The sequence below is a fragment of the Devosia sp. genome, from assembly GCF_030689745.1.
Taxonomy (GTDB): Bacteria; Pseudomonadota; Alphaproteobacteria; order Rhizobiales; family Devosiaceae; genus Devosia; species Devosia alba.
The window spans coordinates 1-20243 of sequence record NZ_JAUYGL010000087.1 but is presented as its reverse complement, the minus strand read 5'-3'; the positions used below and the strand labels follow the sequence as shown (position 1 = coordinate 20243).

At 64.4% G+C, this 20243-nt stretch carries 23 protein-coding genes; 12 read left to right on the top strand and 11 right to left on the bottom strand.

Features of this window, described 5'->3' with window-relative positions; genetic code table 11:
- The first annotated feature begins 322 nt into the window (after window positions 1-322).
- Complete coding sequence (locus Q8O80_RS07840) at window positions 323-1687, top strand: metallophosphoesterase (protein ID WP_305578674.1); 1365 nt, start codon at window positions 323-325, stop codon at window positions 1685-1687.
- 76 nt (window positions 1688-1763) lie between these two features.
- Here the strand turns inward: Q8O80_RS07840 and Q8O80_RS07835 are convergent, their stop codons facing one another.
- From Q8O80_RS07835 to argC, 4 genes are all read right to left on the bottom strand, one after another.
- On the bottom strand, window positions 1764-3908 hold the full coding sequence (locus tag Q8O80_RS07835; RefSeq protein WP_305578672.1) for a sodium-translocating pyrophosphatase: 2145 nt from the start codon (window positions 3906-3908) through the stop codon (window positions 1764-1766).
- A 186-nt stretch (window positions 3909-4094) separates the two neighbouring features.
- Window positions 4095-4403 carry a DUF167 family protein gene (locus tag Q8O80_RS07830; RefSeq protein WP_305578670.1) on the bottom strand — a complete coding sequence of 103 codons (309 nt, stop codon included), beginning with the start codon at window positions 4401-4403 and terminating at the stop codon, window positions 4095-4097.
- Between the two features lie 12 nt (window positions 4404-4415).
- Window positions 4416-4706 carry a YggT family protein gene (locus Q8O80_RS07825; protein WP_305578668.1) on the bottom strand — a complete coding sequence of 97 codons (291 nt, stop codon included), beginning with the start codon at window positions 4704-4706 and terminating at the stop codon, window positions 4416-4418.
- 310 nt (window positions 4707-5016) lie between these two features.
- Window positions 5017-5964, bottom strand: coding sequence for an N-acetyl-gamma-glutamyl-phosphate reductase (gene argC, locus Q8O80_RS07820; RefSeq protein WP_305578666.1), 948 nt, complete (start codon window positions 5962-5964; stop codon window positions 5017-5019).
- A gap of 137 nt (window positions 5965-6101) precedes the next feature.
- Between argC and deoD the strand changes: the two genes are divergently transcribed.
- The gene (gene deoD / locus Q8O80_RS07815; RefSeq protein WP_305578664.1) at window positions 6102-6812 is read left to right on the top strand and encodes a purine-nucleoside phosphorylase; all 711 of its coding nucleotides are present in this window, start codon (window positions 6102-6104) and stop codon (window positions 6810-6812) included.
- A 31-nt stretch (window positions 6813-6843) separates the two neighbouring features.
- On the opposite strand, the gene Q8O80_RS07810 is transcribed toward deoD, so the two are convergent.
- The gene (locus tag Q8O80_RS07810) at window positions 6844-7209 is read right to left on the bottom strand and encodes a YciI family protein (RefSeq protein WP_305578662.1); all 366 of its coding nucleotides are present in this window, start codon (window positions 7207-7209) and stop codon (window positions 6844-6846) included.
- A 206-nt stretch (window positions 7210-7415) separates the two neighbouring features.
- On the opposite strand from Q8O80_RS07810, the gene Q8O80_RS07805 reads away from it, so the two are divergent.
- The 3 genes from Q8O80_RS07805 (at window position 7416) to Q8O80_RS07795 (ending at window position 9844) form a co-directional block, all read left to right on the top strand.
- Window positions 7416-8654: a hypothetical protein gene (locus Q8O80_RS07805; RefSeq protein ID WP_305578660.1), complete on the top strand. Its 1239-nt coding sequence runs from the start codon at window positions 7416-7418 to the stop codon at window positions 8652-8654.
- On the top strand, window positions 8651-9451 hold the full coding sequence (locus tag Q8O80_RS07800) for a hypothetical protein (RefSeq protein ID WP_305578658.1): 801 nt from the start codon (window positions 8651-8653) through the stop codon (window positions 9449-9451). The genes Q8O80_RS07805 and Q8O80_RS07800 overlap by 4 nt, the downstream gene beginning before the upstream one ends.
- 78 nt (window positions 9452-9529) lie before the next feature.
- A complete protein-coding gene (locus Q8O80_RS07795) occupies window positions 9530-9844 on the top strand; it encodes a hypothetical protein (RefSeq protein WP_305578656.1) in 315 nt (104 codons plus the stop codon).
- A gap of 96 nt (window positions 9845-9940) precedes the next feature.
- Here the strand turns inward: Q8O80_RS07795 and Q8O80_RS07790 are convergent, their stop codons facing one another.
- Together Q8O80_RS07790 and Q8O80_RS07785 are read right to left on the bottom strand one after the other, a co-directional pair.
- Window positions 9941-11167, bottom strand: coding sequence for a diguanylate cyclase (locus Q8O80_RS07790; protein ID WP_305578654.1), 1227 nt, complete (start codon window positions 11165-11167; stop codon window positions 9941-9943).
- 96 nt (window positions 11168-11263) lie between these two features.
- Window positions 11264-12274: an LLM class flavin-dependent oxidoreductase gene (locus Q8O80_RS07785; RefSeq protein WP_305578652.1), complete on the bottom strand. Its 1011-nt coding sequence runs from the start codon at window positions 12272-12274 to the stop codon at window positions 11264-11266.
- 208 nt (window positions 12275-12482) lie between these two features.
- Between Q8O80_RS07785 and Q8O80_RS07780 the strand changes: the two genes are divergently transcribed.
- Window positions 12483-13037 (top strand): acyloxyacyl hydrolase, encoded by a 555-nt coding sequence (locus Q8O80_RS07780; RefSeq protein WP_305578650.1) that lies wholly within the window; start codon window positions 12483-12485, stop codon window positions 13035-13037.
- An 18-nt stretch (window positions 13038-13055) separates the two neighbouring features.
- Here the strand turns inward: Q8O80_RS07780 and Q8O80_RS07775 are convergent, their stop codons facing one another.
- Window positions 13056-14246, bottom strand: coding sequence for an NAD(P)/FAD-dependent oxidoreductase (locus Q8O80_RS07775; protein ID WP_305578648.1), 1191 nt, complete (start codon window positions 14244-14246; stop codon window positions 13056-13058).
- A 396-nt stretch (window positions 14247-14642) separates the two neighbouring features.
- Between Q8O80_RS07775 and Q8O80_RS07770 the strand changes: the two genes are divergently transcribed.
- The 3 genes from Q8O80_RS07770 to Q8O80_RS07760 all read left to right on the top strand — a co-directional run bounded on the left by Q8O80_RS07770 (window position 14643) and on the right by Q8O80_RS07760 (window position 17634).
- Entirely contained in the window at window positions 14643-15695 is a 1053-nt protein-coding gene (locus Q8O80_RS07770; RefSeq protein WP_305578646.1) for an aspartate-semialdehyde dehydrogenase, read from the top strand.
- 194 nt (window positions 15696-15889) lie between these two features.
- Window positions 15890-16765 carry an EamA family transporter gene (locus Q8O80_RS07765; RefSeq protein WP_305578644.1) on the top strand — a complete coding sequence of 292 codons (876 nt, stop codon included), beginning with the start codon at window positions 15890-15892 and terminating at the stop codon, window positions 16763-16765.
- Window positions 16765-17634 carry an EamA family transporter gene (locus tag Q8O80_RS07760; protein ID WP_305578642.1) on the top strand — a complete coding sequence of 290 codons (870 nt, stop codon included), beginning with the start codon at window positions 16765-16767 and terminating at the stop codon, window positions 17632-17634. Before Q8O80_RS07765 ends, Q8O80_RS07760 begins: the two co-directional genes overlap by 1 nt.
- A 77-nt stretch (window positions 17635-17711) precedes the next feature.
- Here Q8O80_RS07760 and Q8O80_RS07755 read toward each other — a convergent pair whose 3' ends face one another.
- Window positions 17712-17957: a hypothetical protein gene (locus Q8O80_RS07755; RefSeq protein WP_305578640.1), complete on the bottom strand. Its 246-nt coding sequence runs from the start codon at window positions 17955-17957 to the stop codon at window positions 17712-17714.
- A gap of 406 nt (window positions 17958-18363) precedes the next feature.
- Window positions 18364-19005: a carbonic anhydrase gene (locus tag Q8O80_RS07750; RefSeq protein WP_305578638.1), complete on the bottom strand. Its 642-nt coding sequence runs from the start codon at window positions 19003-19005 to the stop codon at window positions 18364-18366.
- A 72-nt stretch (window positions 19006-19077) separates the two neighbouring features.
- Between Q8O80_RS07750 and Q8O80_RS07745 the strand changes: the two genes are divergently transcribed.
- The 3 genes from Q8O80_RS07745 to Q8O80_RS07735 all read left to right on the top strand — a co-directional run bounded on the left by Q8O80_RS07745 (window position 19078) and on the right by Q8O80_RS07735 (window position 20042).
- Window positions 19078-19284 carry a DUF1737 domain-containing protein gene (locus tag Q8O80_RS07745; RefSeq protein WP_305578636.1) on the top strand — a complete coding sequence of 69 codons (207 nt, stop codon included), beginning with the start codon at window positions 19078-19080 and terminating at the stop codon, window positions 19282-19284.
- A gap of 106 nt (window positions 19285-19390) precedes the next feature.
- Window positions 19391-19651, top strand: coding sequence for a BrnT family toxin (locus Q8O80_RS07740; protein WP_305578634.1), 261 nt, complete (start codon window positions 19391-19393; stop codon window positions 19649-19651).
- Complete coding sequence (locus tag Q8O80_RS07735) at window positions 19641-20042, top strand: BrnA antitoxin family protein (RefSeq protein WP_305578632.1); 402 nt, start codon at window positions 19641-19643, stop codon at window positions 20040-20042. Before Q8O80_RS07740 ends, Q8O80_RS07735 begins: the two co-directional genes overlap by 11 nt.
- A 5-nt stretch (window positions 20043-20047) precedes the next feature.
- On the opposite strand, the gene Q8O80_RS07730 is transcribed toward Q8O80_RS07735, so the two are convergent.
- Entirely contained in the window at window positions 20048-20170 is a 123-nt protein-coding gene (locus tag Q8O80_RS07730) for a hypothetical protein (RefSeq protein WP_305578630.1), read from the bottom strand.
- Window positions 20171-20243 lie beyond the last annotated feature (73 nt).

Here is a 20243-nt window from a genome sequence, read left to right as displayed (position 1 = left end):
AGTCCCAGTCGACACCCTCCCCCTTGTGGGGAGGGATCAAGGGAGGGGGACGGCTGGCCCTGATATCCGGGCTCTCGCACCCCCTCCCAACCTCCCCCGTCAAGGGGGAGGTGCCACCCGGTGGGTGGGGTGAGACCGTGCCAAAATACGCGGTCGTCACGCGGTGGGAGGGAAGCATTGAGGCACCCACGAACACGGTCGTCATCCCGGCGCAGGCACGGCATCGTCACCGTGCAGCAACATTTTCGTCATCAGCGTGTTCAGCCACTGTCACACCGCTGCCGTAAGCCGCACACTGCTCTGGACAAAGGACTGTTCCGCGATGACGCCAAGCTTCAACTTCTCCCGCCGCCTCACCCTGCAACTGCTCGGCTCGGCCGCCATGCTGCCGCTGGCCCTGCCATTGGCCCGCGCCATCGCCGCCGACACCGCCGGCCGGGTACTGATCCTCTCGGACCTGCATTCGGCCTATGAGCATTCGGCCCATTTGCTGGCCGCGCTGCGCAGCGAAATTCAGGACCATGCCGTGCCGCACATCATTGCCATCAATGGCGATGTGTTCGAAGCCGGCAATGTGGTGGCCAGCCGCTCCGCCGGTCGCGTCGACTGGGCGCTGCTGGAAGCCCTCGCCGGCCTGGCCCCCACCGTGCTCAATATCGGCAATCATGAACCCGATTTCAGCGATGACCTGGCCAAGGTGGTGGCCCAGGCTCAGGCGCTGGGCATCACGGTTGTTTCCAACATCGTCGATAGCCGCAGCGGCGCCCCCTATGCCCCGGCCACCGCCAGCCTCAAGCTGGGCGATATGAATGTCAACGTGGTCGGCATCGCCACGCCGGCCCTGTTCACCTATCCCAAGGCGCTGCGCGACAGCCTCACCCTGCCCGATCCGGTCGAGTGGGCCAGCGCCAATCTGGCAGAAGCCCTCGCCGCTGACGGCCTCGACCTGGTGCTCAGCCATGCCGGCGTGGTCGCCGACCGCGCCATCCTGCCCCTGCTGCCCGATGGCACGCTGATCGTCGGCGGCCACGACCATCTGCTGCTGACCCACGAGGAAGGCCGCAGCCGCTACGTCCATACCGGCTCCTGGAGCAATGTCTATACGGTGGCCGAGATCGCCGCCGACGGGGCGATCACCCTCAGCCAGACCGAACTGCCCGCCGATATCGCCCCCGATGCCGAACTCGCCGCGCTGATCGAGGCCATGCTGGCCGAGCATCTCACCGCCGAGGAACGCGCCGCCATCGGCCAGTCCGAGACCGCCATGAGCCTCGCCGAAACCGGCCGCTTCGTCGCCGCCACCATGGCCACTGGCGCCGGGGCCGATGTCGGCTTTGTCGGTCATACCACGCTGGGTACCGGCCTGCCCCAGGGCGATGTCAGCCAATATGGCTTTAACGCCATTGTCCGCTTCGATGGCAAGCTGATGCTGGCCGAAGTTAGCGCGCAGGTGCTGGCCGAGATCCTCGCCCGGGCCAACCAGGACGGCGCGCAGACCCTCGAACAGCGCACCGGTGACTTTCTCTACGCCGCCCCGACCGACCTGCCGACCAAGCAGAGCTACACCATTGTCACCAATGACTGGTCCGCCACCAACCAGAAGAGCTATTTTGGCCGTGAGGACCTGGTGTTTACCCCCGGCCCCGAGGTGATGCTTAAGGCGCTGGTGACCCAGGCACTGAACTAGGCGTACAACATCACGCCAAAGGCCCGGAGCTTGCGCCCCGGGCCTTCTTCATTCCAGTCCAGACAATGTCTGGTGGTCAGCCCAGATGGGCCAGAACGGCGATCAGCAGCAGGGCCACGATATTGGTGATCTTGATCATCGGGTTGATGGCCGGGCCGGCAGTGTCCTTGTAGGGGTCGCCGACGGTGTCGCCGGTGACCGAAGCCTTGTGCGCGTCGCTGCCCTTGAGGTGCTTGACGCCGTGGCTGTCGGTAAAGCCGTCTTCAAAGCTCTTTTTGGCATTGTCCCAGGCGCCGCCACCGGCGGTCATGGAAATGGCCACGAACAGCCCGGTGACGATGACGCCCATCAGCATGGCACCCAGGGCCGAGAAGCCGGCAGCGGGTCCGGCGATCCAGTAGATCACGAAGAACACCACGATCGGGCTGAGCACGGGCAACAGGCTGGGTACGATCATTTCCTTGATCGCGGCCCGGGTCAGCATGTCGACTGCGCGGGCATAGTCAGGCTTGGAGGTGCCGGCCATGATGCCCGGATCGGCCTTGAACTGGCGGCGGACTTCCACCACCACCGATTGGGCGGCGCGACCCACCGCCGTCATGCTCATGCCCGAGAACAGGAAGGGCAGCAGGCCACCAAACAGCAGGCCCACCACCACATAGGGATCGGCCAGCGAGAAGGTGAGCGTGCCCATGCCCGCAAAGATTGCCGGGGCGTCAGGCAGGTTGGCGAAGTAGATCAGATCCTGGGTATAGGCCGCGAACAGCACCAGGGCGCCGAGGCCGGCCGAGCCAATGGCATAGCCCTTGGTGACGGCCTTGGTGGTATTGCCCACCGCGTCGAGCGCATCGGTATTGTGCCGCACCGCATCGTCCAGCCCGGCCATTTCGGCAATGCCACCGGCATTGTCGGTAACCGGACCAAAGGCATCGAGCGCCACCACCATGCCGGCCAGCGCCAGCATGGTCGCCACCGCAAAGGCGATGCCGAACAGGCCCGCCAGATTATGGGTGACGATGATGCCGGCGATGATCACCAGCGCCGGCAGCGCCGTTGATTCCAGCGACACGGCCAGCCCCTGGATCACATTGGTGCCGTGTCCGGTGACCGAAGCCTCGGCGATGGAATTGACCGGGCGCCGATTGGTGCCGGTGTAATATTCGGTGATGACGATGATCAGCCCGGTAATCAGCAGGCCGGCGACGCCGCACCAGAACAGGCTCATCGGGGTAAAGGTCTTGTCATTGGCGGCAATGGCGACATTGAGATCGCCAAACACGAACCACAGCACCGGGATCAGCGCCACCAGCGACAGCACGCCGGTGGCAATGATGCCCTTGTACAGCGCGCCCATGATGTTGTTGTCGGCGCCCAGCTTGACGAAATAGGTGCCGATGATCGAGGTGACGACGCAGGCGCCGCCAATGGCCAGCGGCAGCACCATGCCCATCAGCTTGAAGGCGTCGGGCAGGATGATGGCGGCCAGCACCATGGTGGCGACGATGGTCACCACATAGGTCTCGAACAGGTCGGCCGCCATGCCGGCGCAGTCGCCGACATTGTCGCCCACATTGTCGGCAATGGTGGCCGGGTTGCGCGGATCATCCTCGGGGATGCCCGCCTCGACCTTGCCCACCATATCGCCGCCGACATCGGCGCCCTTGGTGAAGATACCGCCGCCCAGCCGGGCGAAGATGGAAATCAGCGAGGCACCAAAGCCCAGCGCCACCAGCGCATCGATGACCACCCGGTCATTGAAGGCAAAGCCGAGGAACTGCGTCAGCACCATGAAGTAGAGCGCCACGCCCAGCAGGCCCAGGCCCGCCACCAGCATGCCGGTGACCGCGCCCGATTTGAACGCCAGATCGAGCCCCTTGCTGAGCGAGGAAATCGCCGCCTGGGCGACGCGGACATTGGCCCGCACCGACACGTTCATGCCGATAAAGCCGGCCGCGCCACTGAGCACCGCGCCGATCAGGAAGCCGATGGCGGCATAGATGCCGAGCAGGAAGTAGGCGGCAATCAGGATGACCGCGCCGACAATGGCAATGGTGGTGTATTGCCGCTTGAGATAGGCCGAAGCGCCTTCGCGCACCGCCGCCGAGATTTCCTGCATCCGGGCGGAGCCGGCATCGGCGGCCAGCAATTGCCTTGTGGTGATAACGCCGTAAATGATGGACAGAGCGCCGCATACGACGATCAGCCAGAGTGCCAAAGTCATAGAATAGTCCCTCTCGATGTGCCTCAAGGGACCCGCCGCTGCGCCGCCACCGGTTCCTCCAACCCGCGCCGGACAGCCCTCCAAGGAGCCCCCCTCCTGACCGCCAGATTAGCCAGATTATCGGCTTACGCAATGGGAGTTGCGCGGTTTTGTCGCGGCGGGATGGGCCGAGCGGTGCACAAGGCGCTAGCTGATGGTTTCCAGCGCCGCCACCAGAGCCGTGCTGTCCCCCAGCACCGACAGGGTCTTGAGCCGGGCGGTCTCGCCATGGCTGACGCTGATGGCCGATCTGGGCACGCCCAGCGCCCTGGCCAGCAGCGCGATCACCGCGGCATTGGCGCGGCCCTTGTCGGGCACCGCCTTGACCCGCACGCGCAGCACGGCGCTGCCATCGTCGCGCTGCTGCACGCCCTCGATGACGTCGCGCCCGCTATTGGGGGTGGCCCGAACGAAAAGGCTCAGCCCCGTGGGGCTGAGCCGGTAACAGAGTGCCAAAATGCTGTTCCCTCAGGGGACGTAGGCATAGCCGTAGCGCACGATCAGCTGCTGGATGAAGAAGATGCCCAGGAACAGGATGATCGGCGAAATATCGAGGCCCGAGAAATTGGGCATGACGCGGCGAATGGGATTGAGCAGGGGCTCGGTCAACTGGTTGACCACCCGCCAGACGCTGGCCACGAACTGATTGCGCGTGTTGATCACGTTGAACGAGATCAGCCAGCTCATGATGATCATGATCAGCAACACCCACCAGTACAGCTGGAGGATCACCATGATCACGTCGAGAATGGCCTTCATTGCAGTCTCCTGTTTTCACTGCCTATTTAGTCGCAACGCCGCCGCGCGACAAGGGCAGGCCGCAAACCATGAAGACCCCGCTCTGGTCGCACAGAACGGGGCCTCAATGACTGACATCCGGTACGCAGTACAAATCAACCCGGATACGAACGCTGTTGCACAAAGCGTGCCAGAAGCGCGCCCGACCGGTCCGCCCCCGCAATCCGGGCCTCCGCGGGTCAAAGGGCTGACAGCGTTAAGTTTTTGTTCACCATTGAGCGTTGCAAAATGCGAGGCGAGATGCAGATAGCCTCGCAAAATGCGAGGGGGATCAGTGCAATCCCGTATGCGGATCGGCGCCCAGCATCAGGTTCAGATTCTGCACCGCAGCGCCCGAAGCGCCCTTGCCCAGATTGTCATAGACCGCCACCAGCACCGCCTGCGCCCGCGCGTCACTGGCAAACACATGCAGCTTCATGGTGTTGGTATTGTTGTAGATCTGCGGATCCAGCTCGGGTGACCTGGCCATTTCCACATAGGGCGCCACCTCGACAAAGCTGTTGGGGATGGCGGCAAAATGGTCGGCAATGGCGGCATGCAGCTCGACGCCCTTGGGCACCACGCCCAGATGGCTGAGCTGGAGGGGCACAAAGCTCATCATGCCCTGGGCATAATCGCCCACCGAGGGCACGAATAGCGGCGCCTGGGCCAGCTTGGTATAGGCGGTCATTTCGGGCACATGCTTGTGCGCGAAGGTCAGCCCATAGGGCATGAAATGGCTGGCCGCCGCACCGGCAGCCTCATATTCGGCGATCATCTGCTTGCCGCCGCCGCTATAGCCGGAAATCGCGTTGACGGTGAGCGGATAGCCGCTTGGCAGCAGCCCCGCCTCGATCAGCGGCCGCACCGTGGCGATCACCCCCTGCGGGTAGCACCCCGGATTGCTGACAAAGCGCGCCCGGGCGATGACCTCGCTCTGGCCCTTGTCCATCTCGGCAAAGCCATAGGCCCAGTCGCCATGCACCCGGAAGGCCGAGGAGGCGTCGATGACCCGCGTCGTGCCATTGTCGATCAGCGCCACGCTTTCCCTGGCGGCATCATCGGGCAGGCACAGAATGGCAATATCGGCCGCATTGAGCAGCCGCGCCCGCTCATCGATGTCCTTGCGCTTGTCCTGGGCAATGGAGATCACGTCCAGATCGCGCCGACCGGCCAGCCGCTCGCGGATCTGCAGACCCGTGGTGCCCGCTTCGCCATCGATGAAAATCTTGCTGACCATGCTCTATCACTCCTGATGCGGCTGCGTAGATGGACCGCCCCGGGCACGGGGTCAAGACGTGCGCCGTTCACTTGCCGTTCGGGGCCAGCAATGCCATTGCTTTGACCAAGTGGACAAAAAACCAACGGGAGACCGCCATGACCCCCCATAATCACGCCAAAGCCGGCGACTATGCTGATGCCGTGCTGCTGCCGGGCGACCCGCTGCGCGCCAAATGGATCGCCGAGACCTTTCTCGAAGCGCCAGAACTGGTCAATTCCGTGCGCAACTGCCTGGGCTATACCGGCACCTACAAGGGCAAGCGCGTCTCGGTGCAGGCCAGCGGCATGGGCCAGCCCTCGCTGGCCATCTATGCCCATGAGCTGATCAACACCTATGGCGTCACCACGCTGATCCGGGTGGGCACCTGCGGCGGGCTCAATGCCAAGGTCAAGGTGCGCGACCTGATCCTGGCCCAGGCCGCCTCAACCGACAGCGCCATCGTCAAGGGCCGCTTTGGCGCCTTCAACTTTGCCCCGATCGCCGATTTCGGCCTGTTGCGGTCCGCCGCCGACAAGGCCGAGGCCGCCGGCATGCGCTACCACGCCGGCAATATGCTCAGCTCGGACATCTTCTATCATGCCGACGGCATGGCCGGTTACGACAAGCTGCCCGAGCACGGCGTCATCGGCGTCGAAATGGAAGCCGCCGCGCTCTATACGCTGGCCGCCCGCTTCGGCGTCAAGGCACTGACCATCTGCACCATGACCGACTGCCTGATCACCGGCCAGGAGATCGACGCCGACCAGCGCCAGACCTCGCTCAGGGAAATGGTGACCGTTGCGCTGGAAGTAGCGATCGAGGGGTAGCGGGCGGCCACGGCGGCGCGCGATGGGCGGATCAGTAGTTGGCGCCGCCCGCGATTTCGCGCAGTTCCAGCACGATATTGGACAGCCCATTGTCGATGTGCAGCTGCATGAACTCGCTGGCGAGTGCCGTCGCGGCCTGCAGATCGGGCGCCTCGAACACCGCATAGCCACCAATGACTTCCTTGGCTTCGGCAAACGGGCCGTCCGTGAGCGCCACGGCGCCGGTGTGGCCCATCAGGCGCCTGCCTTCGCTGGCAGGCTTGAGGCCGCCGGTCGAGACAAGGGAGCCGGCGGCCAGGTTTTTCTCCATCCAGGGGCCCATGGCATCCATCAGCCCTTGCGGGATGTCTTCGGACTTGAGGTCGGCGGGCGGGATGATACTCATGAAATAGCGCATTGGAATTCTCGGGGTTGAGTGACGGAAACAGCAAGGTTCACACTGACACAACGGATGAGCATGCCCAAAATCGACATGGGCGACCGATTTCGGCAAATTTTCCCGGCCCGCGTCTCACCGCTTCGTCATTAACCCTGCCGCAGTCTGTCACCATCTCGCCGCCATCGCCGTGTTAAGCTCTGCTTAATCATTGGGGGCCGCGCCACATGCAACTCAAGCCGAACGCCTATCGTCTCAACGAAACGGTCAAGAGCGTCGAGACCATGACGCGCTTTGCCCTGGCCGTGCTCGCCCTGGCCTCGGGCGTCTATACCTATCTGGGGGTGCGCGGCCTGCTCGATGGCTCGGCCAGCTTTGTGTTCTTTGCCGCCATCATCTATTCGGCCGCCGTTTCAGTGGCGATCTATGCCTTCTGGAGCTTCATGCTGCGCTTTGTGCCGCTGGTGACCTCGGGCGTGCAGCGCCTTGCGCTGTTTTTGACCATGGCCATTGGCTGCGTCATGATCATTGCCATGAGCAGCTGGCTCAACGCCGCTGCGCTGGCCGGTTCGGCCGCGCTCGAACAGCATATGGCGGTGACGCTGCAGGGCTATGCCGAAGATCTCGACGCCGCCCATGCCAATGCGCTGGCCAGCCAGAGCCTGCTGCCCGACGTGCAGCGCGCCGCCGAGCGCTTTGCGGGCCTTGCCGCTGACGAACGCGAAAGCGGCGCCCTGACTGGCACCACCGGCTCAGGCAGCGTGGTGCAATTGCTCACCCAGATGAGCGCGCAGATGACCCAGCTCAGCACCACCATCACCAGCAATCGCGACGCGGTGGCGGGGCTGTTCGAACAGGGCTCGACGCGGCTGGCCAGCATGCGCGAACTGGTCTCCACCCCCGGCGCGGTCGCGCCGCGCTCGGACAGTTTCCAGACCGAGGCGGTGCAGCTGTCTGCCGCGATCGCCGCGCTGCAGCAGACCGACATTGCCGCCTCGGTCAAGCGCGCTGCTGCCGATCTCAGCGCGGCAGCCGATGAGATTCTGGCCACCCCTGCCGTCGAGCAACGCCGCTTCGTGCCGCTGTCCAGCGCCGAGGCGGTGATCCGCTACTGGTCCGATTTCATCCCCAGCTGGGCCGGCGCCATTTCCATCGACCTGCTGCCCGTGGTGCTGGTCCTGGTGCTGATGATCGTCAATGACGCGATGCGCCAGGAATCGCAGTCACTGGCCGAGGCGGAAAACATCACCGCCGCCGAAATGCTGCGCGCCATGGCCCTGTTCCGCCAGATGGAGGCCGCCGGCATCGCGGTGGCAACCGGCCCGCCGGGGCAGGACAGCGCCAGTGAGCCTGAACCCGCGCCAGCGGCAGCGCCCCTGACCGCCGAGGCGTCCGAGGCCGACGGCACCGTCACCCCCATTGACGCCGCCCAGCGCAAGCGCACCGACGCGCCGCGCCCCGCATGACCGCGCCGGCCACCACCGCAGCCGCGCCGCTGCGCCGGGCCGTGCAACGCCTGGGCGCCATTGATGACGGCGGCCTGCTGCGGCTGGCCTTTTTTGCCCTGCTGGCCGGGGTTGCCGCCATGCTGTTTGTCGATTTCCGCGAGCTGGCGGCCACCCAGGACGCCAGCTTCGACCGGCCGCTGCAACCCATCCTGCCACCGGCGCTGGAGGGGCCAAATCCCGGCCCGATGCCGGCGATCACCACCGACCCGGCGCTGTTGCAACAACCGCTGGAAATCGCCCTGGGCAGTGGGGGCGTGCTGACGCTGACCGGCACGATCGACCCCGGCGCCGCAGCCCGCTTTGCCAGCGAGATCGCCGCCCGCGGCGAATATGTGCAGACCGTGCAGCTTGATTCGCCCGGCGGCGCGGTGCGCGATGCCCTGGCCATTGGCGAGCTGATCCATGACAAGGGCCTGGCCACCCAGGTGCTGGCCGGGGCGCTCTGCGCCTCCTCCTGCCCGATCGTCTTTGCCGCCGGCACGACCCGCAGCGCCAGCCCGGCCTCGGCCATTGGCGTGCACCAGCTCTATGCAACCGCCCTGGCCGGCGCGACGCCGGACGCCCTGCGCATGGCCGGCGCCGCAATGAGCGACGCACAAGCCACCACCGCCGAAATCATCACCGCCCTGACGCGCAGCGGCGTCGATCCGGCGCTCTGGCTGCACGCGCTGCAGACGCCACCCGAGCGGCTGTATTATTTTTCGGTCGAGGAGATGCAGCGTCTCAATCTTGTTACTGTCCTGCTGCAGGATTGAGACTATTGTGATGGAACGGCGCGCGCGTCAGCCCCGTTGCATCTGATCAGCATGGCTCTTTGGAGGAGGAACGCCAGCATGTCCAAGTCCCCTGTCGGCAACAAGACATTGATCGGCCATAGTGACATCCGCACCTGGGTCGCCAATCGTCACGGCGTGCCTGCCATTGCCCGGGTGCGCAACCGCTTTGGCGAGGAGCGGGCCCAGCTCAAGCTGCGCTTCGGCCGGGCCGGCAAATCGAGCCCACCCAGCCCTGTCACCGACGAAACGGCCGGATTGAGCCCCTGTTCCTGGGCCGCCTGGCTGGCCGAGCTTGACCGCCAGCAGCTCGCCCTCAAGGTTGAGCCCGACGCCGACGGCTTTGAATTCGTCGAGCGCCGCGACGACAATTAGCGCATTTCACCGTTTCGCTGAAACGGTCACACTGCTGCGAGTCTTTGATTGGTCGCGTTCGAACGGCCAAGGTGAGCCGCCTGTGCTGAAAACGCTCTAGGACCGGCGCGAGACCTGCCGGCGATCGGCACTGGCCGGTGCCGACACTGCCTCGACCACGTCCAGGCAGATGCGGTCGCGCCCGGTTCTCTTGGCCTGATAGAGCGCGGCATCGGCCCGGCGCAGCAGATCGAACAGGCCCTCATCGGCTCTGAGCTGGGCGATCCCGAAGCTGGCAGTGGGTTGCAGCTCCGGCGCCTGCCTGATCAGGCCCTTGGTGCCGAATGGCGTGCGGACCCGTTCGGCGAACAATTGCGCCGAGTGCAGGCCGCTGCCCGGGGCCAGGGCGGCAAATTCCTCGCCCCCCAGGCGTCCCAGCACGGTCCCCGTCACCGTCATGGCGCCCAGGCTGGCGGCGTCCTGCAGGGTTTGCGCAAAGCTTCTGATCACCGCGTCGCCGACATCATGGCCATGCTGGTCATTGATGGCCTTGAAGTGATCGAGATCGGCCACCACCACGCTCACCGGCACCCCGCTCCGGCGCGCCGCGGCAAGCAGTTCTTCGGCGTGATCCTCAAAACCGCGCCGGTTGAGCAGGCCCGACAGCGGATCGGTTTCCGATTGGGCCCGCATCTCCGTGGTGGTGTCGCGCAGAATGATCACCAGCATCAAAATGCCATTGCCGATCAGCAGCACCGCCCCCACCGCCTGCGATATCGCCGCATAGCTGGTGCCGATATAGGCCTGTGGATTGGCGCCCGAGCCCAGCGCCACAGCCAGAAACGGCTTGCCCAGAAAATGCAGCGCACCCAGCACCTGAATGGCCAGCAGCACCAGATCGAGCACATGCCGCCGCCCCGAGCGCAGCACGACCAGGGCCCCGATCAGCAGCATCAGCGCATAGGGGGCCTGATACAGCAGGCCGCGCAGCAGCGTGTTACGCTCCATGTCATAGATCAGCACAACATCGATGAACGAGGCGATGAGCAGCCCGCCCAGCAGCAACCAGGGCGGATCGACGCGATAATTGCGCGCCAGGCCCACCGCGCTCGCGGCCAGGGCCAGCAGGAACACCATGAAGATGCCGATGCCGAGCGGGCGCGGATCGCTCTGGAGGGGCAGGATCATCTCCAAGCCAAAATTGACCAGTCCGGCGCAATAGGCCAGGGCCAGCCAGCGCGCGCCGGTGGCGATGCGGGCATTGACGGCCACGACAGTAAATGCCGTGACGAACAGGCCGGCCACGCAGAAATTGATGGCCAGAACGAATGCTGCGGCGCTCATAAATCAATCCGGGCGAAAAAATGTTGCGCCATGGTAGACGACGCAGCCGCAATGAGACGTTAACAGCGCCGCGCCAATGCAAACTTCGTACCAGGATCAGGCGCGCGGGGTTACATCAAAGGCCTTGGCCACCAGTTCGTAGGAGCGCCGGCGCAGCTGGTAGCTGTGGATGGTGGTGGTGATCATCACCTCGTCGGCGGCGCAGGCCTCGGCCTTTTCGGCAATGGTATCGCGCACCGTGCTGGGCGAGCCGACGATCCACAGGCTCGACTGGTGATCGATCACCGCCTGCTGCTGCGGCGTCAGCACCCGCTCATGGGCCTCTTCCGGGCTCATCAGCTTGCGCTGCTCGCCCGAGGTGAACAGTGCCCAGCTCACCGCCTGCGAGCGCGACAGATACTGCGCCTCTTCGTCGGTGGGCGCGCACACCACCGAGACACACAGCATGGTCTGCGGCGCGGGGAATTCATCGGTGGGCTGGAAGGCCTGCCGATAGGCCGCAAAGGCCGGCGCGGCCGGGGTGTGGCTGAAATGGGCGGCAAAGGCATAGCCAAAGCCCAATTGCCCCGCCGCCTGGGCGCTCGAGCCCGACGAGCCGAGCAGCCATTTCGGCGGCAAGCGCACCCCGCCCGGCGACACCGGCACGCGTGAATAGGGATGATCGGGCGGAAAGCCGTCTTCATCAAACGCCATCAGCTCGGCCAGATAGCTGGCGAACTCCTCGCCACCACCACTGCGCAGCGCCCGCATGGCATAGCCATCGCCGCCCGGTGCGCGGCCCAACCCCAGGTCAATGCGGCCCGGATGGAGCGCTTCGAGGGTGCGATAGGCCTCGGCAATGCGCAGCGGCGCATGGTTGAGCAGCATGACGCCGCCCGAGCCGACGCGAATGCCGGTGGTATGCGCCGCCGCGCTGCCGATCAGGATTTCGGGGACCGAGGAGGCGATGGACGGCATGCCGTGATGCTCGGCATACCAGAGCCGTGTATAGCCCAGGCCGTCAGCCGCCCTGGCCAGCGCGATGGTTTCAGCCATGGCCTGCGCGGTGGTGCTGCCTTCGGCGATCGGGGCGAGGTCCTGCAGTGACAGAGCGAAGGGGGCGGTCATGGCAATCACATGGTTGAGAACAATTGCCCGCCTTGTATCGTCAAATTACGATGAAAGCGAGGCGCCTTGTGGCCACACGGTCACAAAATCGCGCCAATGCGCCACACCACGTTGACTCAATGGCAATATTGCCGCTTTTACTGTGGATCAGCCTTGGGGGTCCGTCGTGTCGAAACTGCACTTTGCTCTACTTGCCATCGCAGCATCGATGAGCTTGGCGACCCCTGCCCAGGCCCAGAGCCTGACTGCGCCTGAACCCTTTGCCGATGTGGTCGACGAGCTGCGCATCGGCCTGCACGCCCATGACGTCAGCTATATCCTGTTTCCCCCGCCCTGGGAGTACAAGCTCAACCAGATCGAGGACGTCAGCTTCGAGGTGCTGTTCAAATCGCCCGACCTCGACGCCTTCCGCTGGATCGGCTCGCCCCGTCCCGATCTGGGCGTCACCATCAATACCGATGGCCAGGACAGCCTGCTGCATCTGAGCCTGACCTGGCAGCTGCCGATCTTTGACACCCCGCTCTACCTCGAAGGCGCCTTCGGCGGCGCGGTGCACAATGGCTATCTGACCGGCTCGCCCGACGACACGCGCTACGCCAATTTCGGCTGCCGGCTGAATTTTTACGAGCGCTATGGCATTGGCGCCCATGTCAGCGACACTGTAACGGCAACGCTGACCTATGAGCACACGTCCAATAATGGCTGGTGCGACATGAATCAGGGCCTGTCCAATGTCGGCCTGCGCCTGGGCTGGAAGTTCTAGACGGGGCAAACGGCCCGGTCAGGCGACCTGCCCGGCGGCCCAGCCCGAGGCCCAGGCCCACTGGAAATTATAGCCGCCCAGCCAGCCGGTGACATCGACCACCTCGCCGACGAAATAGAGGCCCGGCACGTCCCGCGCGGCCATGGTCCTGGCGTCGAGATCGCGCGTATCGACACCCCCCAGCGTCACCTCGGCCGTGCGATAGCCTTCCGAGCCGACCGGCTTCAGCGTCCAGGCCTTGAGGATCGCTTCGACCACGGCCAGCTTCTTGTCGGAAAAATCCCCGATCATGCCGGTCATGTCGAGCTCTTCGCCCAGCAGCTGCGCCAGCTTGCGCGGCAAGAAGCCCGCCAGCACGGTCTGCACCTGCAGCTTGGGCGTCGCCTGGCGCGCGGCGCGCAGCTTTTCGCCGGCATCCTCATGCGGCAGCAGATCCACCGCGATGGCATCACCCTCGCGCCAATAGGACGAGATCTGCAGGATGGCCGGCCCCGACAGGCCGCGATGGGTAAACAGCAGCGCTTCCTCGAACGCGGTCTTGCCATGGCTGACAATGGCATCGGTGGCGATGCCCGAAAGCGCCTTGAGCTTGTCCAGCGCCCCGGTCTCAAAGGTCAGCGGCACCAGGCCCGGCCGCGTCTCGGTCAGCCGCAAGCCGAACTGGCTGGCCAGCTGATAGCCCAGGCCGGTCGCGCCCATTTTGGGAATCGACTTGCCGCCGGTGGCGACGATCAGGGACTCGCAGGTGATCGAGGAGGTGCTCAGCTGCAGCGAGAAACCGTCCGTACCGCGGTCCACCGCCTCGACGCTGGTTTCGAGCACCAGCGTCACCCCGGCCTTGCGCATTTCATTGAGCAGCATGGAATTGATCTGCGTCGCCGGCCCGTCGCAGAACAGCTGGCCCAGGGTCTTTTCATGGAACTGGATGCCGTGATCCCTGACCATGGCAATGAACATGTCGGGCGTGTAGCGGCTCAGCGCCGACAGGGCAAAGCGCGGATTGGCGCTCAGGAAACGATCGCGGCCCTTGTCGATGGTGGCGTGGATATTGGTGAAATTGCAGCGCCCGCCGCCCGAGATGCGGATCTTTTCGCCGGCATATTTGCCGTGGTCGACCAGCAGCACCGAGCGCCCGCGCCGCCCGGCCTCGATGGCGGCCATCATGCCGGCAGCGCCGGCGCCAAGAATGACGACATCATAGTGAGGCATGGGGCGGTCCTGTGCGCAAGCGGGAGCGCCCGGCATAGGGCAAGCGTGTGTCCCTGCCAAGCCGAACCGTCATGGCCACGCGCCGCCATTGGACGGAGATGGGCCGGGAGGCGCCAAGGACGAGCATTGACTAAATCCTACAGTGGAGTATGACTTCGCCTGCTTTTCCAACCAAGCAGTCCATGATGCACAGCGTGTTTTCCATTGCTGACCTGGCACTCACCCGGCGCACCGCCGGGGGCGTCGTTGCGCTCATGGCCAAAACCACCAAAACCACCAAAACCGCCTGACGCTTTTCCCCGGGTCGTCTCCCGACGGGGAGAGGCTGATCCGAATGGCCGCAAACCGCAAGGGTTTGCGCGGGGGCGAAAATGGTAAGGGACTGGAGTTCCAAAAATGGGTTATCGCGTCGCTGTCATCGGTGCCACAGGCAATGTGGGCCGTGAAGTTCTCAATATTCTGGCGGAACGCAAGTTCCCCGCCTCCGAGGTGATCGCACTCGCCTCCTCGCGCTCCACCGGCCGCGAAATCTCCTATGGCGACAAGATCCTCAAGGCCAAGAACCTTGAAATTTTCGACTTCAAGGGCGTCGATTTCGCCATCATGTCGGCGGGTTCGGAGATTTCCAAGGACTGGGGTCCGCGCATTGCCGCCTCGGGCTGCATCGTCATCGATAATTCCAGCTTCTGGCGCTACGATTCCAATGTGCCGCTGATCGTGCCCGAAGTGAACGGCCCCTCGCTCGGCCCCTGGCTGGCCAATGGGAACCGCAAGAACATCATCGCCAACCCCAATTGCTCGACGGCCCAGCTGGTGGTGGCGCTCAAGCCGCTGCACGACTTTGCCAAGATCAAGCGCGCCGTGGTGTCGACCTACCAGTCGGTGTCGGGCGCCGGCAAGGAGGGCGTTGACGAGCTGTGGAACCAGACCAAGGGCATTTTCGTCAACGACAATCCCGGCAATGGCAGCAAATTCCCCAAGCAGATTGCCTTCAACGTCATTCCCCATATCGACGTCTTCATGGAAGACGGCTCGACCAAGGAAGAGTGGAAGGTGATGGCCGAAACCAAGAAGATCCTTGATCCCAAGATCAAGGTGACCTGCACCGCCGTGCGCGTGCCGGTGTTTGTCGGCCATTCCGAAGCCATCAATCTCGAATTCGAGAACCCGATCAGCGCGGACGAGGCACGCGACATCCTGCGCGAGGCGCCGGGCGTGACGGTGCTCGACAAGCGCGAGCCTGGTGGCTACGCCACCCCGGTCGAATGCGTCGGCGAATACGACACCTTTGTCAGCCGCATCCGCGAGGACGCCACCATCGAGAACGGCCTCAATATCTGGGTTGTCTCGGACAATCTGCGCAAGGGCGCCGCGCTCAACACCATCCAGATCGCCGAAACGCTGATCGAGCTGGGCCTCAAGCCACGCGACGCGGCCACCGCCGCCTGACCGAGGGCTGAGAACGACGCAGGTCGGCTCTGCACAGAACACTCTCCCTCCCCCTGGTGGGGAGGGATTAAGGGTGGCGGGCGTTCGGGCATTCCGACCCTGTCCAGACCACCCCACCCCAGCCCTCCCCACCAGGGGGAGGGAGCCAGATCGAGCGCCTGCTGGCATCGCGCTTATTAGCCCTGCAGGTCACCATGCCGCTACGCGACCTCCTTCTCGCCCTTGGCGTCGTGATTATCTGGGGCCTCAATTTCGTGGCCATCAAATGGGGGGTCGACGAAGTCTCGCCCTATATGCTGACGGCCCTGCGCTATATCGGCTGCGTGCTGCCCGCCATTTTCTTCGTCCGCCGGCCCGCCGTCAGCTGGAGCCTGCTGCTGGCCTATGGCATGAGCGTGGGCGTGCTGCAGTTCTCCTTCCTGTTTTCGGCCATCGGCATGGGCATGCCGGCCGGGCTGGCGAGCCTGGTCATGCAGATGCAGGTGTTTTTCACCATGGGACTGGCCGCCCTGTTTCTGGGCGAGCGCCCGACCCCGTTGCGCCTGACCGGCGCGGCCATTGCCCTGCTCGGGCTGCTGACCATCGGCACCGAACATCTCGGCGGCGCCGTGCTGGTGCCGCTGCTGATGACGCTGGTGGCCTCGCTGTTCTGGGCCATGTCCAACATCGTCACCAAGCGCGCCGGCAAGGTCGATATGTTTGCCTTTGTCATCTGGGGCAGCCTGATCCCGCCGCTGCCCATGCTGGCGCTGGCCCTGCTGCTGGAGGGACCCGGCGCCGTGACCAGCCTTGTCAGCATCAGCCCGCAGGCCCTGTTCTCGGTGCTGTTCATTGCCTATGGCTCGACCCTGCTCGGTTATGGCGGCTGGGCCATTCTGCTCGGACGCCACCCCGCCGGACTGGTGGCGCCCTTTGCCCTGCTGGTGCCGGTGGTCGGCTTTGCCGCGGCCTTCGTGCTGCTCGGTGAAGCCGTGTCGCCGCTCGAGCTGGCCGGCAGCGTGCTGATCTTTGCCGGCCTGATGCTCAATGTGTTCGGACCGCGCCTGCTGGCCCGGCTGCGGCCTGCCTGATGCCGATCCGTCACATCGCCCTGGCGCTGCTGGTGGTCGCCATCTGGGGCTTCAATTTCGTCGTCATCAAGCTCAGCGTCGCCGCCCTGCCGCCCCTGCTGGCCGCTGCCCTGCGCTTTCTGTTTGCCGCCCTGCCGCTGGTGTTTTTCATCAAGCCGCCCAAAGTGGCCTGGCCGCTGGTCGTGGCCTATGGCTTTGCCTTCGGCGTCGGGCTCTATGGCTTTCTCAACCTGTCCATGGCCTGGGGCATGTCGGCGGGCCTGAGTTCGCTGGTGCTGCAGACCCAAGCGTTTTTTACCATGGCGCTGGCCTTTGTGCTGCTGGGCGAACGCCCGCGCAGCGTGCAGGTGCTGGGGGCCGCCATCGCCTTTGCCGGCATTGCGGTGATCGGTGCCGACCGGCTGGCCGGAGCGGCGCTGTTGCCGCTGGGCATGACGCTGCTGGCCGCCCTGTGCTGGGGCGCCGCCAATATCCTGATCAAGAAGGCGGGCAAGGTTGACCCGGTCTCGCTCACCGTCTGGGGCGCCCTGGTCGTGCCGCTGCCGCTGCTGGCACTGTCGCTGCTGTTTGAAGGGCCGCTGGCGGTGTCGGACGCCCTGCTGGGCTTTGGCTGGGGCGATGCCGCGCTGATCGCCTTCCTCGCCTACCCCGCAACCTTGCTGGGCATGGCGATCTGGAGCTGGCTGCTCGGCCAGCACCCCGCCTCGGTGGTCGCGCCCTTTACCCTGCTGGTGCCCATTACCGGGCTGGCTTCGGGCTATCTGGTGCTGGGCGAAACCATCTCCCCGGTCGAGATCGTCGGGGCGCTGCTGGTCATCGCCGGCCTGCTGGTAACATTGCTGCGGCCCCGCGCGACACCCCTGCTCTAGCCCGCCTGCCCCGCCAAACAAACAAGGCCACCCCAATTGCTTGGGGTGGCCTTGCAATGCCCGTGACGGGCATCTGCTTACATGGCGGCGGGCGCAGCCGATGCCAGCAGGCCATACTCTTCGGCCGACAGTTCGCCATTGGCATCGGTATCGGCCGCCGCAAAGGCTTCTGCCGTCAGCTCGGGCCAGGCGACCTGAGCTTCTTCAAGCGTCACGGCACCGCTCGCATCGGCATCGACGGCGACGAAGTCAGTGGCTGCCTGCGCAAAGGCAGCGCTGGACAGGCCAAGGACGACGAGGGTGGAGAGAACGATCTTTTTCATAGCAGGTGGCTCCGATTAGTGAGTCGGTAAGCGGTGACCGGTCAACCGGCCCCCGACGCGCTGCAGCTTGGCAGCCCGTGCCACAGACAATGCTCAGCCAATGTGTTCGACAAGGGCCGGAAGCGGGGCAGATATCGGGAGAATATCGGGTAACATTGGGGCAGTATGAGCAACAATAAGGCGCGCGCCTTTGCTGTAGATTTTGCCTGTTTCATCCGGGCTATAATTCAATCACGCGAACGTATTTATGCTGCGCGGAGACAATGCTGAACAACAAGTATGCTATTGCGTCGAACAACGCGCAATGACCAGCGATCACGCGGGCGTGAAACTGGTCAGGACGCAATTTTATGCGTGTTTGAACACTGTGCGCGGGCCGATCATGCCGGCTGGCAACTGGGAACTGCTACAGCTCGGGCCGCAGGAAATCGCCGGTTTCGTTATCCATGATCCACAATTCGCCGGTCGAGATGTCGAACCAGGCGCCATGCACCGCCAGTTTGCCCTCGGCCTCGAGGTCGGCGACATAGGGAAAGGTGCGCAGATTGGCAATCGAGTTGCGAATCGAGATGCGCTCCAGCGCCGTCTGCCGCTCACCGGGCGTCATCAGTTCATTGTGGCCGATCTGCTCGGGCAGTCCGCCCAGCATTTTCATCCATTTGCCGATGAAGTCCCCGCTGTCGAGCGGGCTGGAATCGGGACTGAGCGCCGCCTTGATGCCACCGCAGCGGCCATGCCCCATGACCACGATATTGGCGATGCCCAGCGCCTTGACGGCAAACTCGATGCCCGCCGAGGTACCGTGCTGGCCGCCATCGGGCTGATAGGTCGGCACCAGATTGGCCACGTTGCGCAGCACGAACAATTCGCCCGGCGTGCTGTCAAAGATCATTTCAGGCGCGGCGCGGCTGTCGCAGCAGGCGATGATCATGGTCTGGGGGCTTTGACCGATACTGGCCAGATCCCGATAGCGATCTTTTTCGCGCGTATAGCGGCCAGCCATGAAGTTGGCGTGGCCTTTGAGCAGATAGTCAGGAAATCTGTGCATGAAATTTCGAATAGCGCTAAGACGTCACAAGATCAATCGGGCGCGTGCAGCGCTCACGCATTGGGGGCATGCATGCTCATCTATCGATTTCTCACCGGCGAGGACGACGCCACCTTCTGCCACAAGGTCACCAAGGCGCTCAGCCAGGGCTGGCAGCTGCATGGCGGGCCGACCTATGCCTTTGACTCGCACAGCAAGAAAATGCGGGCCGGCCAGGCCGTCACCCGCGCGGCCAAGGATCAGCCCTATGATCCCGACAAGCCGCTGAGCGATTATTAGGCCGGCATTCTGCGAATTATTGTACGTACACTATTGAAGCGATTGATATGTGTATGTACAATAATTTCGTCTTACCCCGAGACTTCGTCTTACCCCGAGACAGTGGATGTACGAGTGGGACGAGGCCAAATGCGAAGCGAACCGCGCCAAACATGGCGTTGGGTTTGAGGTCGTAGAAGATTTTGATTGGTCGAGCGCCGTTATCGGCGCCGACGAACGCTATGATTATGGTGAAGTCCGGGCCCGGGCTTTCGGCCGTATCGCCGGGGTGGCCCATTGTATTGCCTTTACCCGGCGGGGTCAGGCCCTGCGCATCATCAGCCTTCGCCGCATGCATGAGAAGGAAATTCGCCGCTATGGCATCTGACCGCAAGGCACCGGAAAATTTCGATCCATTGGACGCTGCGCTCACCGATGACGAGATCGCGCGCCTGCGCCCGGCGTCCGAATGGTTCGCCGCACAGGGATTGGCAATGCCGACGCCTCGGGGCCGGGGCCGCCCGAAGCTGGAGCAAACCAAGGTCTCGGTGACAATGCGGCTGGATCCGGCAGTGATCGACGGATTCAAACGGCGCGGACCCGGCTGGCAGACCCGCATGGGTGAGGTTCTGGCAAAATCGCTGCACACATCGCCCGAACTATCCCGCGCCCAGGCGCGGCGTCTGGCGGTCAAGCGCCTGCTGCTCGAAAAGGCCGGGCGTCGCCAAAGGATCCGGGCGCGCGTGCCCCGCCGCGCCAATGCAAGGCCAGACGCCTAGAAAACTCAGATCATGTCGCCTGCCGCCAGCCGGAGCGCCAGCGCCTGCAGCAGCAGAACGGTTTTGGCGTCGGCGATGTCACCGGCCTCGATCATCGCCAGCGCCTGATCAAGGCCCAGATCGAGCACTTCGTTGTCCTGGCCCTAGGCCGCCCGGCCAGCGCCCTGCTGGACCTGCTGGCCCGGCGTGTAGCGGCCCAGA

What these genes read in the sequence shown, in the direction of transcription:
- Q8O80_RS07840 (WP_305578674.1), top strand. Translation starts at nt 323, where the DNA reads ATGACGCCAAGCTTCAACTTCTCCCGCCGCCTCACCCTGCAACTGCTC.
- Q8O80_RS07835 (WP_305578672.1), bottom strand. Translation starts at nt 3,908, where the DNA reads ATGACTTTGGCACTCTGGCTGATCGTCGTATGCGGCGCTCTGTCCATC.
- Q8O80_RS07825 (WP_305578668.1), bottom strand. Translation starts at nt 4,706, where the DNA reads ATGAAGGCCATTCTCGACGTGATCATGGTGATCCTCCAGCTGTACTGG.
- argC (WP_305578666.1), bottom strand. Translation starts at nt 5,964, where the DNA reads ATGGTCAGCAAGATTTTCATCGATGGCGAAGCGGGCACCACGGGTCTG.
- deoD (WP_305578664.1), top strand. Translation starts at nt 6,102, where the DNA reads ATGACCCCCCATAATCACGCCAAAGCCGGCGACTATGCTGATGCCGTG.
- Q8O80_RS07810 (WP_305578662.1), bottom strand. Translation starts at nt 7,209, where the DNA reads ATGCGCTATTTCATGAGTATCATCCCGCCCGCCGACCTCAAGTCCGAA.
- Q8O80_RS07805 (WP_305578660.1), top strand. Translation starts at nt 7,416, where the DNA reads ATGCAACTCAAGCCGAACGCCTATCGTCTCAACGAAACGGTCAAGAGC.
- Q8O80_RS07800 (WP_305578658.1), top strand. Translation starts at nt 8,651, where the DNA reads ATGACCGCGCCGGCCACCACCGCAGCCGCGCCGCTGCGCCGGGCCGTG.
- Q8O80_RS07795 (WP_305578656.1), top strand. Translation starts at nt 9,530, where the DNA reads ATGTCCAAGTCCCCTGTCGGCAACAAGACATTGATCGGCCATAGTGAC.
- Q8O80_RS07790 (WP_305578654.1), bottom strand. Translation starts at nt 11,167, where the DNA reads ATGAGCGCCGCAGCATTCGTTCTGGCCATCAATTTCTGCGTGGCCGGC.
- Q8O80_RS07785 (WP_305578652.1), bottom strand. Translation starts at nt 12,274, where the DNA reads ATGACCGCCCCCTTCGCTCTGTCACTGCAGGACCTCGCCCCGATCGCC.
- Q8O80_RS07780 (WP_305578650.1), top strand. Translation starts at nt 12,483, where the DNA reads ATGAGCTTGGCGACCCCTGCCCAGGCCCAGAGCCTGACTGCGCCTGAA.
- Q8O80_RS07775 (WP_305578648.1), bottom strand. Translation starts at nt 14,246, where the DNA reads ATGCCTCACTATGATGTCGTCATTCTTGGCGCCGGCGCTGCCGGCATG.
- Q8O80_RS07770 (WP_305578646.1), top strand. Translation starts at nt 14,643, where the DNA reads ATGGGTTATCGCGTCGCTGTCATCGGTGCCACAGGCAATGTGGGCCGT.
- Q8O80_RS07765 (WP_305578644.1), top strand. Translation starts at nt 15,890, where the DNA reads ATGCCGCTACGCGACCTCCTTCTCGCCCTTGGCGTCGTGATTATCTGG.
- Q8O80_RS07760 (WP_305578642.1), top strand. Translation starts at nt 16,765, where the DNA reads ATGCCGATCCGTCACATCGCCCTGGCGCTGCTGGTGGTCGCCATCTGG.
- Q8O80_RS07755 (WP_305578640.1), bottom strand. Translation starts at nt 17,957, where the DNA reads ATGAAAAAGATCGTTCTCTCCACCCTCGTCGTCCTTGGCCTGTCCAGC.
- Q8O80_RS07750 (WP_305578638.1), bottom strand. Translation starts at nt 19,005, where the DNA reads ATGCACAGATTTCCTGACTATCTGCTCAAAGGCCACGCCAACTTCATG.
- Q8O80_RS07745 (WP_305578636.1), top strand. Translation starts at nt 19,078, where the DNA reads ATGCTCATCTATCGATTTCTCACCGGCGAGGACGACGCCACCTTCTGC.
- Q8O80_RS07740 (WP_305578634.1), top strand. Translation starts at nt 19,391, where the DNA reads ATGTACGAGTGGGACGAGGCCAAATGCGAAGCGAACCGCGCCAAACAT.
- Q8O80_RS07735 (WP_305578632.1), top strand. Translation starts at nt 19,641, where the DNA reads ATGGCATCTGACCGCAAGGCACCGGAAAATTTCGATCCATTGGACGCT.